This window comes from Gottfriedia sp. NPDC057991 (genome assembly GCF_042886615.1).
Classification (GTDB): Bacteria; Bacillota; Bacilli; order Bacillales; family Bacillaceae_G; genus Gottfriedia.
The window spans coordinates 57,711-76,177 of sequence record NZ_JBHVQN010000005.1; the positions used below are offsets into that span (position 1 = coordinate 57,711).

At 32.1% G+C, this 18,467-nt stretch carries 19 protein-coding genes; 3 read left to right on the forward strand and 16 right to left on the reverse strand.

Annotation, left to right across the window (positions count from 1 at the left end):
- Positions 1-22: 22 nt before the first annotated feature.
- The 4 genes from ACFVR2_RS16920 to ACFVR2_RS16935 form a co-directional block, all read right to left on the reverse strand.
- A complete protein-coding gene (locus ACFVR2_RS16920; RefSeq protein ID WP_387364080.1) occupies positions 23-751 on the reverse strand; it encodes an iron-containing redox enzyme family protein in 729 nt (242 codons plus the stop codon).
- 219 nt (positions 752-970) lie between these two features.
- Positions 971-2,425 carry a hypothetical protein gene (locus ACFVR2_RS16925; RefSeq protein ID WP_387364083.1) on the reverse strand — a complete coding sequence of 485 codons (1,455 nt, stop codon included), beginning with the start codon at positions 2,423-2,425 and terminating at the stop codon, positions 971-973.
- A 27-nt stretch (positions 2,426-2,452) separates the two neighbouring features.
- Complete coding sequence (locus tag ACFVR2_RS16930; RefSeq protein WP_387364086.1) at positions 2,453-3,223, reverse strand: creatininase family protein; 771 nt, start codon at positions 3,221-3,223, stop codon at positions 2,453-2,455.
- A 112-nt stretch (positions 3,224-3,335) separates the two neighbouring features.
- Entirely contained in the window at positions 3,336-3,668 is a 333-nt protein-coding gene (locus tag ACFVR2_RS16935) for a 2Fe-2S iron-sulfur cluster-binding protein (RefSeq protein WP_387364089.1), read from the reverse strand.
- A 281-nt stretch (positions 3,669-3,949) separates the two neighbouring features.
- Here ACFVR2_RS16935 and ACFVR2_RS16940 point away from each other — a divergent pair, with 281 nt between their 5' ends.
- Positions 3,950-4,285, forward strand: coding sequence for a hypothetical protein (locus ACFVR2_RS16940; protein WP_069033298.1), 336 nt, complete (start codon positions 3,950-3,952; stop codon positions 4,283-4,285).
- Between the two features lie 89 nt (positions 4,286-4,374).
- On the opposite strand, the gene ACFVR2_RS16945 is transcribed toward ACFVR2_RS16940, so the two are convergent.
- A complete protein-coding gene (locus ACFVR2_RS16945; RefSeq protein WP_387364092.1) occupies positions 4,375-5,751 on the reverse strand; it encodes a hypothetical protein in 1,377 nt (458 codons plus the stop codon).
- Positions 5,752-6,209: 458 nt separating this feature from the next.
- Between ACFVR2_RS16945 and ACFVR2_RS16950 the strand changes: the two genes are divergently transcribed.
- A complete protein-coding gene (locus tag ACFVR2_RS16950) occupies positions 6,210-6,365 on the forward strand; it encodes a DUF1540 domain-containing protein (protein ID WP_335408493.1) in 156 nt (51 codons plus the stop codon).
- A 140-nt stretch (positions 6,366-6,505) separates the two neighbouring features.
- Here ACFVR2_RS16950 and ACFVR2_RS16955 read toward each other — a convergent pair whose 3' ends face one another.
- From ACFVR2_RS16955 to ACFVR2_RS16975, 5 genes are all read right to left on the reverse strand, one after another.
- A complete protein-coding gene (locus tag ACFVR2_RS16955; protein WP_387364095.1) occupies positions 6,506-6,832 on the reverse strand; it encodes an antibiotic biosynthesis monooxygenase family protein in 327 nt (108 codons plus the stop codon).
- Between the two features lie 110 nt (positions 6,833-6,942).
- Entirely contained in the window at positions 6,943-7,080 is a 138-nt protein-coding gene (locus ACFVR2_RS16960; RefSeq protein WP_387364098.1) for a hypothetical protein, read from the reverse strand.
- 124 nt (positions 7,081-7,204) lie between these two features.
- The gene (locus ACFVR2_RS16965; RefSeq protein WP_387364101.1) at positions 7,205-8,365 is read right to left on the reverse strand and encodes an MFS transporter; all 1,161 of its coding nucleotides are present in this window, start codon (positions 8,363-8,365) and stop codon (positions 7,205-7,207) included.
- A 125-nt stretch (positions 8,366-8,490) separates the two neighbouring features.
- A complete protein-coding gene (locus ACFVR2_RS16970) occupies positions 8,491-8,862 on the reverse strand; it encodes an ArsR/SmtB family transcription factor (RefSeq protein WP_129690585.1) in 372 nt (123 codons plus the stop codon).
- Entirely contained in the window at positions 8,862-9,287 is a 426-nt protein-coding gene (locus ACFVR2_RS16975) for an SRPBCC family protein (protein WP_387364106.1), read from the reverse strand. The genes ACFVR2_RS16970 and ACFVR2_RS16975 overlap by 1 nt, the downstream gene beginning before the upstream one ends.
- A gap of 416 nt (positions 9,288-9,703) precedes the next feature.
- On the opposite strand from ACFVR2_RS16975, the gene ACFVR2_RS16980 reads away from it, so the two are divergent.
- A complete protein-coding gene (locus ACFVR2_RS16980) occupies positions 9,704-11,803 on the forward strand; it encodes a TerD family protein (RefSeq protein ID WP_387364109.1) in 2,100 nt (699 codons plus the stop codon).
- 37 nt (positions 11,804-11,840) lie between these two features.
- On the opposite strand, the gene ACFVR2_RS16985 is transcribed toward ACFVR2_RS16980, so the two are convergent.
- The 6 genes from ACFVR2_RS16985 to ACFVR2_RS17010 form a co-directional block, all read right to left on the reverse strand.
- Positions 11,841-12,314 (reverse strand): GNAT family N-acetyltransferase, encoded by a 474-nt coding sequence (locus tag ACFVR2_RS16985; protein WP_387364112.1) that lies wholly within the window; start codon positions 12,312-12,314, stop codon positions 11,841-11,843.
- 127 nt (positions 12,315-12,441) lie between these two features.
- Positions 12,442-12,732, reverse strand: coding sequence for a hypothetical protein (locus tag ACFVR2_RS16990; protein ID WP_387364115.1), 291 nt, complete (start codon positions 12,730-12,732; stop codon positions 12,442-12,444).
- Between the two features lie 710 nt (positions 12,733-13,442).
- Positions 13,443-14,636: a CapA family protein gene (locus tag ACFVR2_RS16995; RefSeq protein ID WP_387364118.1), complete on the reverse strand. Its 1,194-nt coding sequence runs from the start codon at positions 14,634-14,636 to the stop codon at positions 13,443-13,445.
- 326 nt (positions 14,637-14,962) lie between these two features.
- The gene (locus ACFVR2_RS17000; protein ID WP_387364121.1) at positions 14,963-16,003 is read right to left on the reverse strand and encodes a hypothetical protein; all 1,041 of its coding nucleotides are present in this window, start codon (positions 16,001-16,003) and stop codon (positions 14,963-14,965) included.
- 90 nt (positions 16,004-16,093) lie between these two features.
- The gene (locus tag ACFVR2_RS17005; protein ID WP_387364124.1) at positions 16,094-17,551 is read right to left on the reverse strand and encodes a sensor histidine kinase; all 1,458 of its coding nucleotides are present in this window, start codon (positions 17,549-17,551) and stop codon (positions 16,094-16,096) included.
- On the reverse strand, positions 17,548-18,237 hold the full coding sequence (locus ACFVR2_RS17010) for a response regulator transcription factor (RefSeq protein ID WP_387364127.1): 690 nt from the start codon (positions 18,235-18,237) through the stop codon (positions 17,548-17,550). Before ACFVR2_RS17010 ends, ACFVR2_RS17005 begins: the two co-directional genes overlap by 4 nt.
- Positions 18,238-18,467: the final 230 nt, after the last annotated feature.

Below are 18,467 nucleotides of genomic sequence, written 5' to 3' on the forward strand. Positions count from 1 at the left end.
CTGCCATTTTATTTTCTAATTATTATGCTTGTACTAGAGCACCTAAATCTTTTTCAAGATATTCTCTCCATAAGCCATCCATATACATGCGACGCATTTTTGCACCAGTACGAACTACTTCCAAGCAACGTTGTTGTAACTCAGGAGTATCAGCATGATCAAGTACAATTTTGTATCCACGCTCTCCGTGAATTTCATCTGATACGATGTGTAAGTCGAAGAATTCAATCTCTTCATCTGTAAAGTTGTACTTCTCACGTAATGCTGGAGTTTGCTTACGATAAATGTCTGGAACTTGAGATTCTAGTCCTACAACCAATGCTGCAGTTGCTACTACGAAGTTTTCACGTGCTGCTACCGCAAAACACCAGCTTTGTAAACCTAGCGTTGTTGGAGCAATGTTGTTAGGATCCAATACACGCTCACGAGTTGTTCCGCAAGCTTCAGCAAATCGAATTAATAAGTCTGTATGACGATCGCCAGCGATTTCTTCTTCGTACATGTTTTGTAATGTGAAATCTTTTGCAGCTTCATATTTTGGTAAGTTTGGAGTGTTATGGTAGATATAAGCTAAGTAATCTGCAAAAGGTCCAACATAATGGTAATGGTTTTCAGCCCAACGAGCGAAGTGGCTACGCTCTAATTTCCCTTCAGCCCATGCTACAGTAAAAGGTGCTTTTTGGCTGTGGTTCCCTTTAATCGCTTCTTCTAATTCCTTACGAAACTCATCTTTAGATAATAATCTAGTCATCCAAACTCCTCCTCCAATATGTTTATGTAGTTTAATAGTTTAGTTAAACAATCGAAGTATACCAAATCACTTAAAACACTGATAAAAACTACTTAAATCGAGTTATTTATTTGTATTTTGTATTTGGTATACCAACTAACCTTATAGTAACCCATTGTTTTTTGTTTGTAAATACATTTTAATTAAATTTTCTAATTTTTCTAAATTCAAAAGATTGCTCTACCATATAACGAGAGCGAAAATGGTAGAGACTATTAGACCCGTAGCAACAGGAAGTAAGTTTTTCCTAGCTAACTCTAAAACATTCACACCACAAAAACTAGCAACCGCTACCAATGATGACCACGCAATTAACGTTCCACCACCTGTCCACACAGATCCCATTTGACCGATTGCTCCTAACGTACCAGGTTCCATACCAACTCCAGGTGCCAATGCTCCTGATAAAGCTCCCACTAGCGGTAATCCAGAAAACCCTGAACCTTCTAACCCAGTAATCGCTCCAGTAATTAATAGACCAAATGCTGTTAAAACTGAATTATGTGGAATGATCGATTGACCAGCCTGAACTAAATCAACTAAGAACGCTGGCTTTGCTACATTTTCTCCTAAGGAAAAAATGGTACCGCTAAAGTCCGAACTGCCTAAGAAGAAGAATGCTGCAATCGGAATAACTGGTCCCATTGCACGAAATGCAAATACGAATCCTTCTGTAATATGCTCACTAATTTTATCAAGAGCTTGCAAACGACGGAACGCTACACATGTTACTACTAACAACATAGTCGCAACACCACCGATAAATGCTGCACCGTCTCCTCCTTCAAAACCACTCATTTTACCATTGCCGATTTTCGTTGAAAACATAAATATGATAACTGCTAGTAGTGATAGTGGGACTAATACAGCAAAGATTTTTCCCCATTTTTCACGTTCTCTATCACCCACAGTAGCTTCTGTTGTAGCAGCTATTTCATTTGCGGAAGAGTTATTGTTTGCAAGTGATTGTAAATGTTGCAATGAAGCTTCACTTTCTGATTTACCGATTGATTTGCGTTCAGTAAAGTACGTAATCGCGATTGCCACTCCCCCTGTAATTAAAGAGAGAATCATGACCTTACCTGACACAGCTGATGTTTGAATACCTGCTGATTTTGCAGTAAGCATTGGAGCAATCTGCATAATATAGTCCGAAGATAATGCCATACCTTGTCCTGCAATCGAAACAACCATGGCACAAGCAATTGGCGACAAACCAGCACGAATAGCCGCAGGTACTAATAACGTACAAATAAGCGGAACGGCAGGAGTAGGCCAGAAGAATAAAGAAATAACGTATGTGACGACTAATAGAACAGCAAAAGCAATATGTCCGTTTTTCATTACCTTTTGCATAGGAGCAATCATTCTTTCATCTGCACCAGTATCTTTTAAGGAATGTAATAAAGCCACCATAAAAGTGATGATTAAAAAGATCGTAAATAGCTCCTTTGCTGCTACAAGATTTGCATTGAACAACGCTTGAAATCCGCCAACCAATGATCCTTTATAAGCAACAGAAACAAGAAAGGTTCCAATGATGGTAGGCAATACAACCCCTTTTCGAAACAGCATAGTCACAATTACAACAAGTGTCATGATACCATAAAGCCAGTGAGCAACAGTTAAATCCATAAACCCCACCCTCTCATTTATAGGTACTTACAACTTACATTCTACTTCTAGATGTAATAGCTTTTGGAGTTCGTTTGAAAGGTTATCGAGTGCTTCACCTACAATCTTTTCTCCTATTTCGTAACTTGCTTTTGTTGCATCCCCAATGCAACCATTAGTCGTCATCTCTTCGTATCGATAAAACCCTTGAATAGCTTTACCAGGTCGTAGTTGCTTCCATCTACCTTCGTTTTGGATACTTCCTTTAGTAATTTTATTTGGTCTAATTAAGTGAGGAGCCAAGTAAAGTGCTTCTGACACTTCTCGTTCACAGCTGTGACCGAACAATGGCGAGTGAATAGATTCTGAGATTGATAGTTTGGCAGATGCTGTCGTTTTAGCATAATAGATTTCTGAACCTAGCTCTTCAGACAACATGGTGCAAGCAACATTTAAAGTTGACTGATTGCCACCGTGAGAGTTTAATAATAAAAATTTTTGAATACCATGATGTTTAAGAGAGACAATCATATCTTTTAAAATGGCTATAAGCGTAGTCGGTTGCAATGAAATGGTTCCTGGAAAGTTCAAATGATGGTGCGAGACTCCCATATTGACAGTAGGCGTTACAATTACATGAGGATACATTTTTTCAGCTAATTTCTCAGCCATTTTCTCAGCTAGTACAGCATCACAGCTTTCAACCATGTGAGGGCCATGCTGTTCGTGTGCACCAATTGGAATTATTGCTAGTTTTACAGTATGTAATGCATCCTTTACTTCTTCCCAAGTCATCTCAGTTAACAAATATGATTTCATATTTTCACCCCCTTTCATAGTTGTATCCGCTTACAAAACTTTCTACTTTCGTCCTATGAATTCAACATTTAAATTAAATAGGTATTTTGTATACCTAGATGATGCAAAAAAATTACTGTGCATTTACTGGCTTTGCAACTTTCGGTATTGGGGCGTTTATATTTTCTTGTGAAATGACAATATCATCTTTGATCGTTAACTGACAGCATAATCGCATGCCTTCTTCAAGCTTTTCACCTAGCATTTTCTGCTCTTTCCAGTTTGGCGGATCAAGTTTTTCTGCTCCTTCCAGCACTCTACATGCACATTTTGTACATTTTCCCATCCCGCACCCATATTTCAGTTTTGGGAATTGACGAATGCCTGCCAACACTACTAAATTCGCGTGATCACGCACTTCTTGCTCAATAATTTCTCCTTCTACATGCAAGCGTACTTTTGGCATATGTATCCCTCCTATATAATTTTCTTAAAATTTAAAAAATTTAATCTGATTATAATTCGAATTTTTTAGAAAGTAAATACTATTATTTATTTGGAAATCTTTAACATTAATTGTATTGTCCATTCAAAAAAACTTTTTCTTACAAACGTACATCATTTTTATTAAAAATTCAGAAAATTATATTGATTAATATTTTTTTCTGTATTACACTATGGATAGAAATTTGGTATACAAAATACCTTATGCTCAATACTACATAATTAGATGAGGAGTGTGCAAAGATGGGTAAGTATATTGTTTTGACGAATAAAGACACGTTTCAAACTATTGTAGATAACGAGGGATTAAAGGCAATCGAAACATACCACTTCTACTTTTTCAACGAACTAAAAGCTAAATATACAATTGCCGAAGTGTTAGACGACAATATTAAAATTAAACTTTATGAAAAGTATGAAGGAAAAGAGTACGTGAATGATATTCGGGTAAAATTCTTTGAGACGTTTGAAACGATTGAAGCAGCACTAGAAGAGTTATACGAAATAGTAAAAGCTCAAGGAAACAGCGAGGACTCACAGCATTCCAAATTAGTGAAGTCGGACGTATTAACTGTATAGATTACATAGAAATAGCACTGATCCAGTGCTATTTCTTAATTTTACAAATAAAAAAAGACAACTATCATAATGTTGTCCTTTCGATTCCTCTAAATAAGCCACTCTAAACCAAACAAATAAAACATAACAATGAGTAAATAACTAATTGTATATGGAATATTCCAATTCGAAACTTTAAAGGAGCTTTCTTTAATGATGCTCGACATTAATCCGATCGTCGCATTATATGGCCCTACTAAAAACGCAGAAATAGCTCCGGCAAGTAATGACACGGTTAAAATATATGGTGAAATACCTAAGCTATGTGGATCAAGGGCTTCTGCCATTAACGTCAAAGTTACTGCAGGATGTAACCCTGTAAACGCAAATGCTAAAGGAATTAATGGTAATAGAATTAAAAATACCTCTGGTCCTACAATATCTTTAAAATGAGTGACTGCTATATTCACTGATTCATTTATATTCGTACCTTTTACAACGGAAATAAAAAAGCCAGCTGACAAAAAGATAAAAAATTGGTCTTTCATTTTAAAGGAATAGGAATGAAAATATTCCTTAAAACTATGTAAAAATGCTTTTTGTTGCTTAATGAGAAGTGACCAACTAAGAGCAAACGGAATTACTAGAATTGATACGATAATAACAAAAGAATACGAAAAAAGATGTTCTGCAAACGATATGATGAGATTGAATAGAATAATTGCTATGAAAATATGAAAAACTCTTCCTTGAGTAACCGCACCTTCTAGTGAAGCAGCAGTTTCATCTTTTACTAAATCATTTCTATGTCCTTTTGTGACATTTTTCCGTGAATTCCTTGACGCCAATACCCAATCTAACACAATCCCCAATATACTTAAGGGTAATACATATGGCAAAATAGATACCCATCTTACCCCAGTTACGTCAATAACAATCCCTACGATTGGTGTAATAGGAGCCCATAATAGAGGCATTGCAAATCCATGGGTAATGGCTCGACTCATAAATCGATCTTCTTTTTTTATAGAAAACAGACTTAAGGATGGTTGAATAGAATAGTAAGTCATTGGTAAAGTTGCCAAATTCATAAACATACTTAAAAAGTAAGATATTCCCGATGTCATGATGTACAATTGACCGGATGTTTTTACTTTTTTCTGTATGATCGTTTGAATCCCCTTTGCATACCCTCCAAATTTAACCGGAAATCCTAATATTGGTATTAATGCAAACAAGGTAAGCAAATCCAGCATTGGACCGAATGAAAGGATATATTCTTTTAAACTGGCATTACTTCTCCAAAGAAGAATAAATCCTATTAGTAAGAAAATACTTCCTATTGTTCTAACGAGCAATTTAACAGTAAACATCGTATAAAGAACAATTAAGACACATAAAGAAGAAATAACAAATTGTAAATCCAAATGAAATAAAGAGGAAAATAAATATAAAAAGATTACTAATCCAAACACATACTTCAACATTGTATCACCATCCTCCTCTTAAACTTGGTATACCAAAAGAGTTTAATTAGTATGATTTACAAGAAATTATACCATAAATACCTAGTTTTGGTATACAATTTTAACTTTTTCCGTTTTCCATTTGGAAAGTTAGGTATAAGTTAAAGAGGAATACATGATGAACTTTGACTTTGGAAAGTAAAAAATTTATTTATTTTAACTTTTATGAAATTAAATAATTGTTTAAAAAGATGAGCACCAATCTTTATATGGTTTTAAAAGTTATTATATTCAACTTCCAATATGTTTAACCAAGTTCAAGGAGATCACAATATAAAAAAACCTTACCGTATTTAGATAAGGTCTAAACTTGCCTTATAGAGTTTCTCACCTGAATTAATAAACATTAAAAAAAGAAATTATGGATGTATCAATCCCTTTATTAATGTAAATGATAAAATTAAGGGAGGTGTCTTATAATGGCAAAAGATGTACTTTGCGAAGTTGATAACTGTAAATTTTGGGCTTCTGGAAACAAATGTAGTGCAGATTCCATTTATGTTGTGAGCCATAAAGGGAAACAAGCTAAAAACAATGCTGAAACAGATTGTAATACATTTGAAGCTGGAATGTAATTGTCTTAAGGGTAACCTATTTAGAAGGTTGCCCTTTCTTATTTATAGTATTGATAATAACTATCATTTTCATTCAAATTTATTCCAATTATTTTATATTTTTACATCTAAACTACCATTTAATTTAATCACTACATTTACTACATTTCAAAAAAATTATCCCTTTCAATTTTACACACTCTTAATGCGAAGGATTCATACCAGTCTTTTTTTCCACGTTCTTGAGCAACTTTGTGAGCTGCGTGCTCTTTCCATGTCTTAATAGCATCTAAGGAATCCCAATAAGAAACCGTTATCCCCATTTCTTGATCACGAGCGCTTTCAACTCCTAGGAATCCTTGTTGACTTGATGCTAATTCAACCATTTTTTCGGACATCTTACTATACCCGTTATCTCCATCCGTTCTTTTAGAACAAAAAATTACAGCATAGTATGGAGGTTTGGGCGTTTTTGCAAATGAACTCATTTTTATCCCTCCTCTTTCTTTTAATCATATTTGATGAAAGAGTTAAATAATATAGACAAATTCAAAAAATGTAAATAAAAAAGCGATACCAAATGTATCGCTTTCAAATCTTACTCAAAAAAATAAGGATTTCCGCTTATGTTATTTCTCATTTCTTCTGTTACTTGATAATCCTTTTGTTGGTAATTTTGATCTAATGCTTCTTCATTCATTCCGCTGCCATCAAAATGTGCTGGTTTATTTTCCATACAAATCACCTTCTAATTAAGATTAGTTTAATGCCGCAAAACTACATTAATAGAATGTCCAATTCTGAAAAATAAATTAGTAAAAACGATGCAATAAAAATCGCATCGTCTCCCATTTTTTATATTAATTTGTACTTGCCTTCACTTTATTTGTTAGAGCAAAAGAATAAATCGCAGAAAATAAAGCAAAAATAACAATAACTCCTCCTACTAATGCGTTCATTGTTACTGCATACTGAGTAATTAGGATCCCACCTAAACTTGAACCTAAAGCAATTCCCGTATGAGAAAAAGAGTTGTTTAATCCAACTTGAATATCAGCCGAATCTTTTGCCACTCTCGCTAAACTATCTTGAACTGCTGGACTAATTGACCAAGATACAGTTCCCCAAAGAACAACTATAATAAATAAACTAATAATTGAACTAGGAGCGAATGTTAAAGTTAAAATAGAAATAGCTAATAACCCTAAATTAAACACTAATGTTTTACTTCCACCAAATTTATCAGTAGACCAACCACCTAACCATCCACCTAAAATTCCTGCCATACCAAATACTAGTAAAACAATACTGATCATATTAGTAGATAATCCCATCGTTTTCATTAAGTATGGTGTAAAGTAAGTATAAATTGTAAAATGTCCTGTTAATTGTAAAAATGAAATTAGTTGAATCGATAAAATCCGTTTATTTTTAAGTGTTGCAACTTGCTTAATCAATGGGATTGTAGGCTGACCTTTAACTTTCGGCAAGAATTTATAAATCCCTAACATAGCTAATAAGCTTAATAACCCGACTAAAACAAATGTCATTCTCCAACCGAAGTTTTCTCCGATAACTGTACCTAATGGGACACCAAAAACTAGAGAAGAACTGATTCCCATAAAAATAACTCCAATTGCTCTACCTCTAATTTCAGGAGAAACGATGTTTGCTGCAGTCGTTATTGAAACAACAATTACAACTGAGCAACTTGCTGCAAGTATAATACGAGCAATTAATAATACAGCGAAATTCGGACTAATGATGGAAAGAATATTTCCAAAGAAAAATACTGTTAATGCGATTAATAGTAATTTTTTACGTTCTATTTTTGAAGTGATCGCTATAAAAATAGGAGCCCCAAATGCAAATACTACTGAAAAAATTGAAACTAGTTGACCAACCGCACCAACTGAAACATGTAAATCCCCTGCAATCATTGACAGTAAACCAGTAATAATAAACTCAACGGTTCCTGCGACAAATGTTGCAATAGCTAAAATATATATACCTTTATGCATTGCTTAACTCCTCAAGTATGATCCTATTCATTCATAATAATTTTTTGCCACATTAGTTTATTATATAGATATAACGAAAAATGTCTATGTAAAAAAAACGAACCTATTTCAGATTCGTTTTGAAATTACTCTTCATTATTGTCTTTATTTGATTTAACTAGTTTTATACTTTGATCTTCTTTATTTTCAACTAAATGTTGTAAGATAGATAATTTATTTGCCCAAAATTGCTCGTAATATGATAACCATTGTTTAATCTCTAAAAATGCTTCTGGCTGTAATCTGTATCTTCTTTCTCTGCCAACTTTTCTTCCACTAATTAATTCAGCTTCTGAAAGTATATGGAGATGTTTTGCAATTGCTGTTCGACTCATCGGAAAATTACTTGATATCTCTGAAATCGGCAATTCATTATTAGCTAATAATTTAAGTACTTCTCTTCTAGTAGGATCGGCTATCGCTTGAAATACGTCATATTTTTGTGCAGAACTGGACACTAGTTTTCAACAACCTTTTTAAGCTTCTGAACAATACCAGCCCAGCCACCATTCATATTGTCGCGGACAATACCACTTTTTTGATTTGGTTTTGGAAGAATTTCGTCAGCTGCTTTCCATCCACTATGGATTAACGTAAATTCAGTTTGATTCCCTAAATCTTTTAAAATAAACGATACTACCCATCCATCAACATCCCAAGTAAACGATACTCGATTTGGTTCATCAATTTCTAAAACTTTACAAGGTGATGCACCGAATGGACCTTGCAAATGAAACTCGTGACCTACTTCTGGTTTAAAGTCATTTGGCATGAACCATGCAGATATACCTTCTGATGTTGATACGACCTCCCAGACTTTTTGAATAGGTGCATTATATATTAGAGTTTGTTTAATATCTTCAACTTGATTTTGTACGCCCATTTCAATCCTTCTTTCAAGTCAATATAAAACCTTTTGGTTATATTTGAAATTATATACAACCATTTAGTTTTATGTCAATCTAATTTTGCGTACTTATTTTTTCCTTAAATTATTAAATTATGATTAATCGGAAAACTAATTTATATTACGTTATTTTTCCTAATCAACGATAATATGTTTTCTGTTGCAAAACGTTTTCATAAATACTAAACTAATATAACAGGCTATGACTCAGCTTCCTTCTACATTCACTGATTAGAATTCATCTAGCGAGTCTCTTTCCTGTATTCCTTATCAGAATTGATAAGGTTACGAGGCTATATTGAATCTTCCTTCTATTAGGTTTGTACTCTAAGTACTTTTTCTAGATTCAATAATTTCCTCGTTTTTTTTATTATTATATTTGGAGGACTTACATGAACCAAACAAACATCCTTTTCCGAAGAAAAAATTCCCTCTATATCGAAAAACAAGAATACAACCTCCCAAAACCATTACTTGCAACAGCCTTGAAGCAACTTGAAGCGTTCGGTTATACTTTTTCACTTGAGCTTATTGAAATTTTACAAACATGGAACGATCAAGAATTTATAGCTTGGTTTATAGATTTCAAGGAAACGATTACTAATGAATTAGGCTATAATGTTGACCACATTCCTTTTTACAAAAACTTTCCTAATGACGTAATGAAAATTGATGAAGCAGAATTATATATGAATAGCTTATTGTATTATATATTTGGTGTTCAACCACTTACTCTAATTAAAAAACGACCACCTCTTAGAAATAAAAAAAATCTAAAAATAATTAATCTTGCAAAACAAGATGATTTAATTCAAATTATTAAAAGATTAATTGATAGTACTGGTTCTTTTAAGTCCCAAGACATTGAGGATATTCAATATGTACTTTTAGCTCAAAATAAACCACTAAACTTATTACCAGAACTATTTTTATCAAAAGAAAAAATGGTTATAGTCCTCAAACTATTGTATCAATCTAAAAAAATAAGCGAAAATGAAATCGCAAATTATTTAAAAACGGCAACAGATATTTTACGTTTTTGTGTTGCATTAAGTGAAGGTGATCCTTCTTTAAGCATGAATACTAAATTTATTTCATTTAGTAGAAAAGAGCGTAAATTAATCCTTTCATTATTAAATGAAATCCCTCATGCAATTGAGGAGATGGTTAAAAGACGAAACGTATGGATAAGAATTGGAGAAAAACTACATCCTGGTGAATATTCGAAGCGTTTTCCGCATGCTGAAAATTTATTTAATATCCTGAGAAACGAAAAAAAAGTAAGTACATACCAAAGTAAAATCACTGAATACTTAAGTAAAAAAAATCTCACTAAATTAACAAATGAATTAATCAAACGCCCTGGTGAGTTTGCTAGAAAACTAGATTTTGTTTTACGTTCATTTACTGAAGAAAATGTTCAACAATATATTGTTTCACAGTTTTCAATCGTTTGTAAGGATGTTTCAACTCCAGTACTATTGAGTCTATGGAATCATTTTAATAAACGAAATGATGAGAGAAGAATTCGCACTTTTTTTCCTAAAGGAAATATTGCGAAACTCTATGCAATTGAAAATAGAATAACAAAACTTAGTGAAGTTATAATCGATGATGTTTTAAATGTAGTTAAAGAAACTTTGTACGTACGTTTTTCTGTTAAAGAATCTCTTGGCAAAGTATGGATTGATGAATCATATCGTAACTTTACCTTACCTAATGGATTACGCTCGGCAAGTAAGTCACTTAGAACAATTCCTCGAGGTTCCACTATTCCGATTGGTGAAGGAGATATAATTAGATTCTTTCTTTATTGGAAAGAAGGAGATGTAAATGGTGTACATACTGGAACTGTCGATATTGATTTAAGTGCAGTATTTTACGATGATAATTTTAATTATATAAGTGATATCTCTTACTATGAGCTAAAAAATAAACAGCTTAAATGCTATCACAGTGGTGATTTCACAAGTGCTCCTAAAGGGGCTAGTGAGTTTATAGACTGCCATATTCCTTCTCTTAAAAATAATGGAATTCGTTATGTTGTATTAAGTGTAAATAGTTATTCGGATCATTCATTTTGTAATTTACCTAGTTGTTTTGCTGGGTGGATGCTACGAGACGATTTCAAGTCTGGTAAAATCTTTGAACCTAATACTGTAATGGATCGCTTCGATCTAGCAAATGATCAAAAAATAAGTATTCCACTAATTTTTGACACATTTGAACAGAAAGTTATTTGGTCTGATTTAGGTTTACAAGACAATATTGAGTACTATAACAACGCAAAAAGTAATTCGAATAGTTTAGCAATACTAACTGAAGCTATGACTGAAAAGAATAGTATCTCACTTTATGAACTATTAGCGTTACATGCAGTTGCCCGTGGTGAACTCATAACAAATAAAGAGGAAGCAGATACAGTGTTTTCATTCAATGAAGAAGTTACACCATACCGTTATGATTTAATAGTAAGTGAGTTTATGAGCTAAAATTACCCCCAGACAATTTAATAGAGTCTGGGGCTATTTAGTTTCCGCTGATCATTGTTATAAATTCAGCACGCTCAGTACAAAACTCATTTTCCATTTTAAAATCAAAATTTTCATACAATCGAATCGCTCTTTTATTAAACTTAGCTACTGTTAATCTAAATGTGGAAAGATTAGTCGTCTCATGTATTCCTTCAAGAATAAACCTGAAAATTTCACTCCCAAAACCTTTCCCCGTTAAATCAGGTCTAACACCTAATCCAATATCAACCATCCTTTTTTCATAAACACCAAACTCGTTCCCTTTTGGTACTTGAGCTGACTGACCAATACAATAAAAGCCGATTAAGTTCTCATCTTGGTCTATAACTGCTAAATACTGATTATTTAATAGTTCATCTAGTCCTTCTCGACTTAATTCATTATTATAAAAATCGTAAGGGGGAGCATAACTCCAATTAAGAATTTCAGTAGCGTAAGATTCTGTCATTTTACTAGTGTATAATTCCATGATTTCTCCTCATTTTTCTATTTGTTAAAACTGCAAAAATAAAAAGCATTACTCATTTATAATAGAGTAATGCTAGATTTAAATTAAGGTCTTTCTAAACTAAACAACCTGATCGAGCATAATAAATTTACGAAACTACCCTATTTCTAACAAAGAAGAATACTCCGATATTAATTAAAAAAATCCCTAAAAATGCTGCTAATAATAACTGAATACCTGAAATTACACCTGCGTTATCACTAGCATGAAGGATCCACCAAATACTCGCAATGCCTAAGATGAATAGGTTAATATTAAATGCAATCGACATTGTAGCTAATCCATTGTGTGTTTTATTTTGCATTTTAACTTCTAACCAAACAGATAAAATCAAGGATACGAAAATAATACTAAGGAATTCAATAAACTGTAGATTCATTTCTTATTCCTCCTAAATTTTATTTGGCAATCAACTTACTATTAGGTTATTCTTTTGATTCGTTATAAAAGAAGAAATTCCTTCCAAAAAATAGCATTATCCTTTTAAATAAGGACTTTTACCTATAACTTTTGGTATAAAAGTCCATCCTTTAATGGATTGCTCTCACGCTTTTGAAAAACAACCTATTCAATTAAATTACCAAATTTTCGTAAAAGGAGTAGGGTGATGTTGACTTCCACTACGGGGTGCTCGCTTTCCATGGGGCGAGATGCTTTAGCCTCCTCGGCTAGCCTGCGGGGTCTAAGCCTTCCCCCTTATCCCATAGGAGTCGAGCACCCCTTTCATTCCAATCAACTTATTCAACAAAAAATGGTTACACTAAAAACCTAATTATATATCCTTTACTTAGAGTATCAAAACTGCTTGTAAATCAGTTTGTAAGTCAATTAAGTTCGAACATCTACTTATTATAATAATCATTTGAACTTGTTTTTCTAAAATTAGCTCTTATATATTTTTAAAATCTCAAGATAAATAATTACTATAGTTTGTTGATATTATAAAACCGCTCAAAAATTTAACATTTAAAATCATAATTAGATCAAAAAAATTATATTAGTATTAAGATTCACTTAAAATATGTTTGACCATTTTATATTTCAACACACAAAAAGCAACCCTTTGAAGGATTGCTCTCTTTTATCTTTTTATTTTTCATATTGAGTCCAACTAGAACCATGAATCTTATTTGAAACATCAATTATTTTTTTCTTAACTCTTTGTTCTTCAGAGCCTTTTAAAAATAATGGTTGATAATTATTTCGGCTAGATACTGATGAAATTGAAAATGGAACAACTTTTATTTCTTTTTGATTAGTGAGTATTCCATTATTTAGATGAAAAATTTGTTGGAAAACAAATGTATCTTTATCTTTTGGATTTTTATTTCCGCCGAACATAAAATTCCCTAAACTATATACAATAAATTTCCCTTTATACTCTTCAATTCCTTGAACAACATGCGGGTGATGGCCGACTATTAAGTCCGCTCCATGGTCGATTGCATAATGCGCTAAATTCTTTTGAGTACTATTCGGTACGTAGTCTCTCTCGATTCCCCAATGGAAATGGATTAGAATAATTTTCACACCATTTTTTCTTAAATTTTGTATATCATTATTAATTTTAATCCTTAATTCAGGTGAATCATTCCAGCCTTCATAACCAAGTGCAGCAACTTTAACACCTTTAATCGTTGTTACATATTGGTCGTTATAGCCAAAATAACCTATTTTTTCTTTTTTCAAATTGTTAATCGTATCTTCAAAACCTTTTTGCATATAATCATGACTATGGTTGTTAGCTAAATTGACCGCTTCAATACCACTTAAAGTTAATATTTTGGCATAAGAAGGATTACCTTTAAAGCGAAATGTTTTAGTTGCTCTTATTTTTGCATTCGTTAACGTCGTTTCTAAATTTACAGTTGATAAATCATCTTGTTTAAAGATATTATTTAGCCCTTTTGTAAAATAAGCTAATCCATTTTTATTGGCTTCTGCTGGAAAAGAATTAATATATTGAAAATCCTCATCTGATCCAAGTGTAAAATCGCCAGCTGCACTAATTTTAATAGTCGTTTCTATATTTTCTGGTTTTGCCGTATTGTTATTATCTGGCTTTTGAACTGGTGGCTTTATTGCTGGCTTTTTAATCGATTTTGGTTTATCTACTACTTTATTTTTAGTCTCGTTTTTTACTAAATTGCTTTCTTCATAAACTTTCTTATAAACAAAATAACTAAATCCTGAAATACAGCCAAATAGAGCTAAAATCATAATCCATATAAATATTTTTTTACTATTTCTTTTTTCAGTATTTTTATCCTTCCGACTCCTCATATGTTTATATTTCTCCTTTTAATATCTTTGCTAGAAATATATATTCGATTATTAGTTAAATAAAAAAAATTCTATTTCTATTTAGTACGGATACCTAAGCCTCCCCTACTACATTTAGACAAAGATTTTACATAATTGATAAAGAAAACTCGTCGACTGACGAGCATAAGCGAAGGCAGAAACGTAGTTGCACTTATACTTTTTATTCCTAAAATTGGTTACGACGCCTTAGTACGACTCCTCTCTGCCAATTTATACTTTCTTAAAGTGACAAAAGAGAAAGTGAGCTTTACTCTCACTTTCTATAGATGAAACTATTTCGTTTCTTAATTTTTCAACGTTAATACATATGCCACAAATTCATTTAGATTATCTTTTAACATCACTTTAGAAACCAATATTTTTTTACCGGATGGACTCCAAGTTATTGGCCCAGCAATCTCGTCTAAATCAGTCGATAATTGTGTTATCTTTCTAGATTTGACATCGATCACGAATAATCCTCTTTCTCCCTTATCTTCCGAAATTACGGAAAAAGCTAATGTTTTAGAGTTTGGCGACCAACCTGCACCGAAAATTTGAGTTCCAGTTGCTAAAGATACGGTTTTTCTTCCATTTTCATCGGTAATAAATAGCTCTCTTTTGGTTGGTGCAATTTTTCTAACAATAGCGAATTGCTTTTGATCTGGAGATGAAATAACCCATTCAACTTTTTGCTCGTTGTATTTTTTTCTTATTAAATTAACTTTATCAGAATTAGCAACAATCTTTTTTACTTGTCCATTTAGATTAGCTGAATACATTTGGTTAAATAATGTTGAATAAATGATTGTATAATTGTCGATCCATCGTCCTTCTGTCGCGAATGCATAAATGGTATCCGGCTCTGACACTTTAACCTTTCCAGTTCCTTCAGAATTTATAATATAACCTGTACCAGAATTTCCATCCTCTGTTTGCTTATAGAAAATATGCTTTTTATCAGGTGAAATAACAGCCCCTACTTGATCATGCTCCTCACTAGCTAATACTTTCGATTTGTTCGTGTTTAGATCATATGAGAATAAATTAATGTGATAAGTATAATCACCATTATCTGTCATAACTGATTTTGGTAATTTCGTATTTTTTTGTTCAGTTAAAATCGTATCCTCATCCAACCAATCCGTCCCACGAATACCCTCATAACGATCTATTTTCTCAAGGGCTAACTCGTTTGTTACAACCTCTTCATTTCCTGTTAATACGGTAATTTTTTTATGATTTTTTTCAATTACTATATCTTCATTTTGACTTTGACATCCCGATATTAATAGAAATGTACTAACTAGAAAAAATACTTTAATTATGCACTTATTAAACATCACATCACTCCCCTCCCCTACATTCGTACAAACTTTATGATACGTTTAGGATGTTTCTATTTTTAACATATCATGTTTCCAATTTGTAAACTTTTATTTTGCTACCGGAAATGTAATGATAAAATTTGATCCGCTACCTTCAATTGATTCAACACGAATCGTACCATTTTGCTTTTCAATTAAATCCTTTGTTAAAGCAAGCCCTAAACCCGATCCTCCAGATTGACGAGAACGATCTTTATTTACGGTAAAAAATGGTTCAAATATTTTATCCACTAATTCTGCAGAAATACCAATACCCGTATCTGATATATTAATAACTAAACGATTATTTAGGGTCCTATTTGAAACGTTTATCTCACCATTTGTTTTATTATATTTAATGGCATTATCTAATAAATTCATAATGATTAATGTAAAGCTTTCTTTATCAATAAGAATCGTTGCATGCTCAAAATTTGTACGGATAGATAAGCCAAACTTAGTCATTTTCCCTTTCATTCTTAAACAGATATCTTCTAAAAGGGAATATACATCGACTTTTTCTTTTACAATTTCAAAGTCATATTTCTCAAGTTCTGCTAGCTTTAATATTTTTTCAACCATATCGTAAAGACGAAGTGATTCTTTCCCTATATTGCTAATTGCTTCTTCTAATAATTTTGGGTCATCCGAATACATGTCTAATAAATCAATATATGCCCTAATTACAGTCAGTGGGGTTTTAAACTCATGAGTAATCGATCCAATAAATTGCTTTTGTTGTTTTTCTAAAACCTTAAGCTTTTCAACAGCTAATTGCAGATTTTCTTTTTCTTGTTGAATGCCTTTTATATTATTTTGAATTTCATTACTCATGTAGAAGATTGCTTTGCTTAAATAACCCAATTCATCTTTTCGACTTAAAGTAGAACGGTCTGGATAGTTTCCTAATTTAATTTCCTCCGTTACTTTTCTAAGTTTTAAAATACTCATAACAAGCGAATTAAAAAAGAAATATCCAATAATAAAACTAAGAATTGTAGTGATTAAACCAATTTTAATAAACAGTTTAATTGTATTATCATAAAACTTCTGATTATTAATTAATGAATAATCGAACTGAACAACCCCAATTTGTTTATTAGCATTATAAATCGGTGCAAAATAAGATAATGTTTCACCGCTCTCCTGATATGCAATTTTACCTTTTAACGCATAACTTAAAGTATCTCCTACATCTCTTGTAGATTCTAAAGGAAGAGAATCTCCTGCAACTTTTCCAGACATATTAAAAATTGTGACATGAAGACTACTAATAATCCCAATCTGCCTTGCAATTTCCCGACCATATCGTTTAAAAAAATCTTGAGGATTTTCTGTTGTTTGACTTAAATAAACTTGCTTTACATATACATTTGCTAATTTACTTTGCCTAGCAAGTGTTTCTTCAGTTTGATTTTGCTGGTTTTGTTTGATACCTTGTAAGACTAATATACTTAATACAATGACCGTTCCGATTAAAAGCATGGCTAAAAATAAGCTCGACTTAACTTTAATACTCAGTTTCATTTACTTTCACTAGATATCTTATATCCGACTCCAAAAACAGTATGAATTAAATGTTGATAAGAATTACCCAACTTTTTACGCAAACGTTGTATATGAATATCGACTGTTCTCGTTCCACCGATATACTCCATTCCCCACACTAAATCTAATAATTCATCTCTGCTAAAAATTCGATCAATATTTGAAATTAATAAGACTAGAAGGTCGAATTCTTTAGGGGTTAATTCTATATTTGTTCCATCAACTGTAACTTTTCTTTGAGCAGGAATTACTTGTAGCTTATTAATTGAAAAGCTCTTTTTTTCGTCAGGTGTTGATTGTTTTTTTAATCTTCGGAGTAAGGATCTAGTTCTAGCAAGTAATTCTCTAATATCAAATGGTTTTGTTATATAATCATCAGCTCCAAACTCTAATCCTAAAACTCGATCAATAATATCATCCTTAGCTGTAAGTAAAATAATGCCAAGTCCTTCTTTATTTCCTATTTGTTTACATAGGTCCAAACCGTTCATTACAGGCATCATAATATCCGATATTAAAATATCTGGTTTAAAATCTGGGATCTTATCTAATGCTTCTTTTCCGTTAAATGCGTTTTCTACGATAAATCCTTCTCTACGAAATGCGTAAGTTAATGGATCTACAATACTTTTTTCATCATCTACAATTAATACTTTCCCTTGCAATTACCTCACCTAAATTCATAATTTATGTTTTTTCTCTTTACTAAATATTTATTATTTAATATTTTCCTTAGGAAAAATTATAGATGGCTCATTACTGAATTACTAAACGTTTTTCATGTAAATACAAAAAATTTACATCTTTGAAACATCTTGTTCTTTTTTTATCCTTTGTTCTTATCATTTAATTAGTTTGGACAATATTCTAGTACTTTATCTGAATCATACATTAA